The sequence below is a fragment of the Nevskia sp. genome (genome assembly GCF_023266035.1).
In the GTDB taxonomy this organism is placed as follows: Bacteria; Pseudomonadota; Gammaproteobacteria; order Nevskiales; family Nevskiaceae; genus Nevskia.
In genome coordinates this window covers 1-7,297 of sequence record NZ_JAHFRY010000175.1, presented here as the reverse complement: position 1 = coordinate 7,297, position 7,297 = coordinate 1, and the positions used below count along the sequence as shown (strand labels likewise).

The window sequence follows — 7,297 nt, the reverse complement described above, 5'->3', positions numbered from 1 at the left end:
CGGCTACATGACCGAATACCCGATCAGCCGCTACTGGGCCGACGCGCGCATCCAGCGCATCTACGGCGGCACCAGCGAGATCATGAAAGAAGTGATCGCGCGGTCTTTGGTCGGCCGCTAAGCCCAGGCTCGCCTGTAGGTCGGCCCTTGGCCGACGCCGCACTCGTCAGCAGCGCGTCGCGTCGGCCAAGGGCCGACCTACGACGACACAAACCTCAAGCCTCGCCGCCAACCTCCGGCACCGCGTCCTTCACCGGATGCGGCTCGTCCTTCGGGAAGCGGAAGCTGCGCCAGCCGATCAGCGCCGCGATGCCGCCGGCGCAGCACATTAAGCCGACCACGCCGGGCCAGCCAGCCCAGTGCCAGACCACGGCTGGTATCACGCCGCCAGCGCTGCCGCCGAGGTAGTAGCAGGTCACGTACAGGCCGACTGCCGGGCCGCGTTCCGCCCCGGCCACTTCGCTGACGAAGCTGGTGGTGGCGGTCTGGGCGACGAACAGGCCGACCGAAAACAGGCACAGGCCGACGCCGATCACCGGCAGCGGCGGAAACAGGGTCAGCAGCAGCCCGGTCACGCCGAACGCCCAGGCCATCACCAGCACCTGGGCGTGGCCGTAGGCGTTCAGCAAGCGGCCCGAGTACGGCGTGATGACGATGCCGGCGAGATAGACGGCGAAGATCGTCGACAGCGCGGCCGGGCCCAGCGAATACGGTGCCTGCGACAGATGCAGGGTCATGTAGGTGAAGCCGCCGACCAGCGCGAACAGCATCAGGAAGCCGGTCGCGTAGGCACCGCGCAAGCCCGGACGCAGCAGCAAGGGCAGCAGCGGCGTCCGCGGCGTGCCGCGCAATCGGGGGATATCGCGACCCGGCGGCAACCAGGTGCGGATCAGCAGCGCGAGCCCCAGTTGCAACAGCGCCAGCGACGCAAACGCCCAGCGCCAGCCGGCGAATTCGGCCACCACGCCGGACAGCAGCCGGCCGCAGAAGCCGCCACCGATGGTGCCGGCGACATAGACCGCGGTCACCGCCCTCGCCTCCGCCGCCGGCCATTCCTCGGCGATGTAGGCAACGGTCACCGCGAAGATGCCCGGCAGGCACAAGCCCTGGACCAAACGGATCAGCATCAGCGCTTCCGGCGTCGGCGCCAGGCCGGCGAACAGGCCCGGAACGACCGCGAGGAACGCCGCGATGACGATCACCCGGCGCCGCCCGAAACGATCGGCCAGCAGCCCGGCGAACGGCGCGGCGATGGCGACGCCGAAGGTGCCGGCCGAGACGATCAGACCGGCGCGGGCAGCGTCATTGCCAATCCAGTCGCGCAGCAGCGGCAGCAGCGACTGCGGCGCGTAAAGATTGATGAAAGCCGCGATACCCGCCAGGGTTACGGCGATGCGGCGACGGTTCATTCCAGACTCGAAAGACGACTCGAAGCCCTCTCCCTCCGGGAGAGGGGAGCCAACGCCTACTTCTTGGTCCGCGCCGACTGCGCCGCCAGACGCTTGGCCTTCATCTGCATCGCCGGCGACAGGTCGCTCTTCTTGTTCTTGAACGGGTTGTCGCCGGTCTTGAACTCGAGCTTCAGCGGCACGCCCTGCAGCTTGAAGGCCTCGCGGAAGGTGTTCGCCAGGTAGCTGACGTAGCTGTCCTTGAGTTTGTCGGTCTGGTTGCCGTGGATCATGATCGCCGGCGGATTGCGGCCGCTCTGATGGCAGTAGCGGAGCTTGATGCGGCGGCCCAGGATGGCGTGCGGCGCATGCTTTTCGACGGCGGCGATCAGCACCCGGTTCAGTTCCGGCGTGGCCATTTCGCGGGTCGTCGCTTCGTAGCCGGCGACCACGTGTTCCATCAGTTCGCGCAAGCCCGAGCCGTGCAGCGCCGAGACGAAATCGACCGGCACGTAGTCGAGGAACGGCAGCTTGAAATCGACCATGTCGCGCACCCACTTGCGCTTGTCCATGTCCAGGCCGTCCCACTTGTTGACCGCCAGCACCATGGCGCGGCCGTGATGGGCGACCAGGCCCATGATCCGCGCATCGTGGGTGCCGATCTCGTCCTGGGCGTCGACCATCGAGATCACCACATGGGCGCGGTCGATGGCCTGCAGGGTCTTGACGATCGAGAACTTCTCGATCACTTCGGTGACCCGGGACTTGCGGCGAACGCCGGCGGTGTCGATCAACTCGAACTTGCGGCCGCCCCACTCGAACGGCACGCTGATCGAATCGCGGGTGGTGCCCGGCTGCTCGGAGGACAGCACGCGGTCTTCGCCGATCAGGCGATTGACCAGGGTCGACTTGCCGGCGTTCGGACGGCCGACGATCGCCACGCGGATGGTGCCGTCGTCCCACTCCGGCTCCTCGGTGTTCGCCGGCGTATTGGCCAGCAGGTCGCGCAGCAGGCCGCCGATGCCGTCACCGAACTCGGCGGAGATCACCGTCGGTTCGCCGAGGCCCAGCTTGTAGAAGTCGGCGACCAGCATCTTGGTCATGCCTTCCGACTTGTTGGCCAGCAGGCGCACCGGCTTGCCGAGCTTGCGCAGCACGTTGGCGATCTCGATATCCGAGGCCATCAGGCCGGCCTTGGCATCGACCAGGAACAGCACGGTGTCGGCGTCCTCGATGGCGATCCGCGCCTGCTGCTCGGCAAGCAGGGCCAGCGCATCGGCGGATTCCGGCATCAAGCCACCGGTATCGACGACGATGAAGCGCTTGCGCTCGAACGTGCCCTGACCGTACTGGCGATCGCGAGTCAGGCCGGCGTAGTCGGCGACCAGCGCATCGCGACTATTGGTGAAGCGGTTGAACAACGTCGACTTGCCGACGTTCGGACGGCCGACGAGGGCGATGACCGGCAGCATGCGCGCGGCCTCGACGTCGGGGGATGCAGCGGGGGGCACTTCAGGGATGCTGCTCATGATTCACGACCATCAGGAAAACGTAGCGGTGGCGACCAGCCTACGCGGGCGACGCCATGACGACAAAAGCCCCGGAGCGCTGACGCTACCGGGGCGTGGACTGCGGCCCGATGCAATAGGCATCGAACCCGGCTTCAGCCGAACCGGAATTCCCGGCTCGGCCTCGCCACTTGTGAGCTGCCTACTTCGCCGGGGCGATCTGGTAGGCGGCGATATCGCCGGAGACATTGAGCACGTACAGACGCTCGCCATCGCTGACCGGCGCGGCAATCACCGCATCACCGCCCAGATTGCCGCGCAAGACCTCGTGGCCATCGCCCGATTCGAACCAGTGCAGATAGCCCTTGTAGTCGCCGGCGACGATGTATTTGCCGAACACGGCAGGCGGCGACAGGCGGCGAAACTTCAGCGTCTCCTGCTTCCAGTTCACCGCACCGGTATCGGCGTCCAGCGACCACAGCAGGCCATCGTTGTCGGTGACGTACAGATGGGCATCGTCGGCGCTCATGCCGGTGTAGCTCTTGATGCTGCGGCGCCAGCGGCTTTCGCCGGCCACCGGGTCGATCAACGCGATGTCGTTGCCGTAGCTGACCGCGTAGATGCCGTTGTCGGCAGCGAGCAGATCGGCGTCGACATCGGTCAGGCGTTCCAGCTCGGAACGGCCGGTCGGCACCGACAGGTTCTGTTCCCAGGCCGGTACGCCGTCGGCCAGGTTCAGCGCCACCAGCTTGCCGCTGTCCAGACCGATGTAGACGCGATTGCCGAGGATCAGCGGCTTCGATAGCCCGCGCAGCGTCAGATTCGGCTCGGCACGATCGAAGTTCCAGACCCGGCTGCCATCGGCGACCGACAGGCCGAACTGGCGGCCATCGACGCTGCGGACGACGACGATGTCGCCGCTCGCCACCGGGGCGGCGACCACTTCGCTGAGCAGGCGATGCCGCCAGGCTTCCTTGCCATCGGCGCGCTTCAGCGCGATCACGTCACCATCGAGCGTGCCGACATAGACCATGTCGGCAGCGACCGTCGGGCCGGAAATGACTCGCGACTTGGTCTTGCTCTGCCAGATGGTGGCGCCGGTCTTCGGATCGATTGCGAACACACCGCCATTGATCGCGGCGGCGTACAACGCATCGGATTCCAGCGCCAGACGCAGGCCGGAATAGAAGCCGCCGCTGCCGTTGCCAGCCGAGCGCGACCAGACTTGCTGAACCTTGATTTCCGGCTTGACCTCGACCAGTTTGGTCGGCTCGCGCAGCTTCGGCTTCGACGAACAGGCGGTGGTCGCAGACAGTGCGGCGATCAGCAGCAGAGCGAGGCTGTTGCGAAAGGCTGGCTTCACGATTTCACCGCCGCGACATCGGCCAGATCGTCGATCTTGTGCTGCAGCGATTCGGCGATCGGTGCGTTCGGCGTGCCGGCGGTCTCGCCGCCGACCGCACCGAGCGCCTTGGTATAGGCCGCCAGTGCCGCCGCGCGATCGCCTTCGGCGAGCTTGATGTCACCGCGCAGTTCGTCGAACAGCACGGCGTAGCTGTCCGCATTGGCGTCGAGCAGCTTCAGCGCCTCCGGCGCCTTGCCCTGCTGCCAGAGCACGCGAGCCAGACGCAGATGGATCAACGGCTTCAGCGCTTCGTCATCGGCGTGGGCATAGGCCCATTCGAGACGGATGCGCGCGTCGTCGAGCTTGTTGTCGTCGACGGCCGCCTGCGCCAGTTTCATCGCGCCCGCTGCCGCGTAAGGCGTGGACTCGAAATCGCTGGCCAGACGATCGGCCATCTTCACCGCTTCGTCGTACTTCTTGCCGCTGACCGCCGTCTTCAGTTCCTCGAACAACTGCGAGGCTTCGGCGCGCGTCTGATTCTTCTGGGTGCGGTAGTACTCCCAGCCGAAGATCGCGGCGAGACCGAGGCCCAGACCGACGGCCAGCGGCAACCAGTTGTCCTTCCACCAGCGGCGCAGGTCTTCGACTTGGGCTTCGTCGTCGTAATGGGTGCTCATCGTTGCAGTCTCGGGTCAGCGTCGCGTCAGGGCCAGATTTGAATCGGCTTCGAACCGCTTCTAATCAGGTGAGAAAAATGTGTGTTGAGGAGAGGCTCGCGGCTTCAGAGCGCGAGCCGGCGCGAGAGTTCCGCAGCCAGTTCGGTTAGGGAACAGGTGAAGGCTTCGCCCTCCCCGCGCAGCGATTTTACTTGAACGGCGCCGGCAGCCGCTTCGTCGTCGCCAATGATCAGCGCCAGCCGCGCGCCGCAGCCGTCGGCACGCTTGAGCTGGGACTTGAGACTGCCGCCGCCAGCGTTCAGCACCAGGCGCAAACCGGGCAGCTGATCGCGCAGCGTTTCCGACAATCGCAGCGCCACCCGCTCGGCTTCGGCACCGAAGCGGCAGATATAGACCTGCGGCTGGTTCGAGACCACCGGCACCTGCTGCACGGCCATCAGCAGGATCAGCCGCTCGATGCCGAGGCCGAAGCCGACGCCGGTGGTCTTCGGGCCGCCCAGCTGCTCGACCAGACCATCGTAGCGGCCACCGGCGCAGACCGTGCCCTGGGCGCCGAGCTGGTCGGTGACCCATTCGAACACCGTGTGCGTGTAGTAATCGAGTCCACGCACCAGCCGCGGATTGATGACGTAGGCGATACCCAGCGCTTCGAGGCCCGCCTTGACGGCATCGAAGTGGGCGATCGAGGGTTCGTCCAGATAATCGAGCAGCGACGGCGCGCCTTCGACGATCGCCTGAGTCGCCGGCACCTTGGAATCGAGCACCCGCAGCGGATTGGTATGCAGGCGACGCTTGGCGTCTTCGTCGAGCGCGGCTTCGTGCTGCAGCAGATAGTCGATCAAGGCCGCGCGATGTGCCGCCCGCGACGGCAAGGTGCCGAGGGTGTTGATCTGCAGCTGGAAGCCGCTCATGCCGAGGCGTTTCCAGAGCTGCGCGGCAATGGCGATGATCTCGACATCGGCATCCGGCGTGGCGATGCCGAAGGCTTCGACATCCAACTGATGGAACTGCCGATAGCGGCCAGCCTGCGGACGCTCGTAGCGGAACACCGGACCGGTGCACCAGATGCGCTGCTGCTGGTTGAACAGGATGCCGTGCTCGATGCCGGCGCGGATCACGCCGGCGGTCAGCTCGGGACGCAGGCTCAGGCGCTCGCCGCCGCGATCTTCGAACGAATACATCTCCTTCTCGACGACATCGGTCACTTCGCCGACGGCGCGCTTGAACAGCTCGGTGCGCTCGACCACCGGCAGGCGCAGCTCGCCATAGCCGTAGGCGGCGAACACCTGGGCAGCAACGGCATGGACGTGCTGCCAGGCCGACGAATCGGCCGGCAGGACATCGTTCATGCCGCGTACGGACTGGATCTTCATGACGGAATTCTGGGAACCGGCGAGGCTGCGGCGCTAAGCCGGAACGGGAACAGGAGGGGCAACGACTGGACTCAGGGCGTTGTGGCTGGCGCAGCTGCCGGCTCGACAAACGGCAGGCTGATGCGGGCCGTCGCGTTGTCGCGCATGTGCGGCTTGAGGTCGAAGGGCTTGCCGTCGAACTCCAAGCTCACACCCGGCACGTAGCCGATGAACAGCGCGTACGGCAGGCGTCCGCGCAGCACCTGATGATCGCCGGCCCGCTGGTTGCCGGAAAGCAGCAGGCGGCCGTCGGCATCGTCGACTCTTACCCAGGAGGTGGCGCTGAAGTTGAGAACCAGCGCACCCGAACCGGCGACGACAGGTTCCGCGGCGCTCGCAGCAGCAGCCGGCTCGGTGCCGGTCACGGCTGCGCCTGATGCTGGCGCTTCGCCCGGCGTCGGTGTCGCGAATTCGCTGGCAGGAACCCCCGGCTGTGCATCGAGGGACGAGGTCGACGCCGGAGCCGGCTCGATCACGGCGGCCGGCGGCGCGGTGGTCGGCTCGATGGCCGGCGCCAGACTCGGCGACTCATGGACCAGGAACCAGATGCCGACACCGATCGCCACCGCGATGGCGAGCACCAGCGGCAGGCTCGGGCCGCTGCCGCGGCGGCTCATCGAACCCATCGTCGAACCGCCGCTGCCGAGCAGCAGCTTGGTCGGCAGCGGCGGCGCCTTCGGCCCCAGCAGCTTGTCGTAGGCGCCGATCAGCTCGGCTTCCGGCAGCTTCAGCACCTTGGCGCACTTGCGGTAGTAGCCGCGCACGTAGACCGCCTCGTGCAGGGTCGAGAAATCATCGCTTTCCAGCGCTTCGAGCGTGGCGCGTGCCAGACGCGTCTGCACGGCCAGTTCGTCGATGCTCATCGAGGCGCGTTCGCGCGCCGTGCGAATCATCCGGCCGGGGCCGCCGGCGGCGCTCGGGGCAGCGGAGCTTGAATCAGGCTTTGCAACGTCGGTTTCGGTAGCCA

Annotated in this window: 7 protein-coding genes; 1 reads left to right on the top strand and 6 read right to left on the bottom strand. The window is 66.7% G+C overall.

The features are described from left to right. On the top strand, positions 1–121 hold a 121-nt coding region (locus tag Q0D45_RS19720; RefSeq protein WP_366946511.1), incomplete at its 5' end, for an acyl-CoA dehydrogenase family protein. Between the two features lie 94 nt (positions 122–215). Here the strand turns inward: Q0D45_RS19720 and Q0D45_RS19715 are convergent. The 6 genes from Q0D45_RS19715 to Q0D45_RS19690 form a co-directional block, all read right to left on the bottom strand. Continuing rightward, on the bottom strand, positions 216–1,409 hold the full coding sequence (locus tag Q0D45_RS19715) for an MFS transporter (RefSeq protein WP_293397068.1): 1,194 nt from the start codon (positions 1,407–1,409) through the stop codon (positions 216–218). Between the two features lie 56 nt (positions 1,410–1,465). Then, positions 1,466–2,917 (bottom strand): ribosome biogenesis GTPase Der, encoded by a 1,452-nt coding sequence (der, locus tag Q0D45_RS19710; protein ID WP_293397065.1) that lies wholly within the window; start codon positions 2,915–2,917, stop codon positions 1,466–1,468. Between the two features lie 181 nt (positions 2,918–3,098). After that, complete coding sequence (gene bamB / locus Q0D45_RS19705; RefSeq protein ID WP_293397063.1) at positions 3,099–4,259, bottom strand: outer membrane protein assembly factor BamB; 1,161 nt, start codon at positions 4,257–4,259, stop codon at positions 3,099–3,101. After that, complete coding sequence (locus tag Q0D45_RS19700) at positions 4,256–4,918, bottom strand: tetratricopeptide repeat protein (protein WP_293397060.1); 663 nt, start codon at positions 4,916–4,918, stop codon at positions 4,256–4,258. Before Q0D45_RS19700 ends, bamB begins: the two co-directional genes overlap by 4 nt. Positions 4,919–5,022: 104 nt before the next feature. Beyond that, positions 5,023–6,291, bottom strand: coding sequence for a histidine--tRNA ligase (gene hisS, locus Q0D45_RS19695; RefSeq protein ID WP_293397057.1), 1,269 nt, complete (start codon positions 6,289–6,291; stop codon positions 5,023–5,025). 71 nt (positions 6,292–6,362) lie between these two features. Continuing rightward, positions 6,363–7,297 (bottom strand): RodZ domain-containing protein (locus Q0D45_RS19690; RefSeq protein ID WP_293397054.1); only part of this gene is annotated, 935 nt, incomplete at its 5' end.

Coding starts and splice junctions, on each gene's coding strand:
- Q0D45_RS19715 (WP_293397068.1), bottom strand. CDS start 1,409: ATGAACCGTCGCCGCATCGCCGTAACCCTGGCGGGTATCGCGGCTTTC.
- der (WP_293397065.1), bottom strand. CDS start 2,917: ATGAGCAGCATCCCTGAAGTGCCCCCCGCTGCATCCCCCGACGTCGAG.
- Q0D45_RS19700 (WP_293397060.1), bottom strand. CDS start 4,918: ATGAGCACCCATTACGACGACGAAGCCCAAGTCGAAGACCTGCGCCGC.
- hisS (WP_293397057.1), bottom strand. CDS start 6,291: ATGAAGATCCAGTCCGTACGCGGCATGAACGATGTCCTGCCGGCCGAT.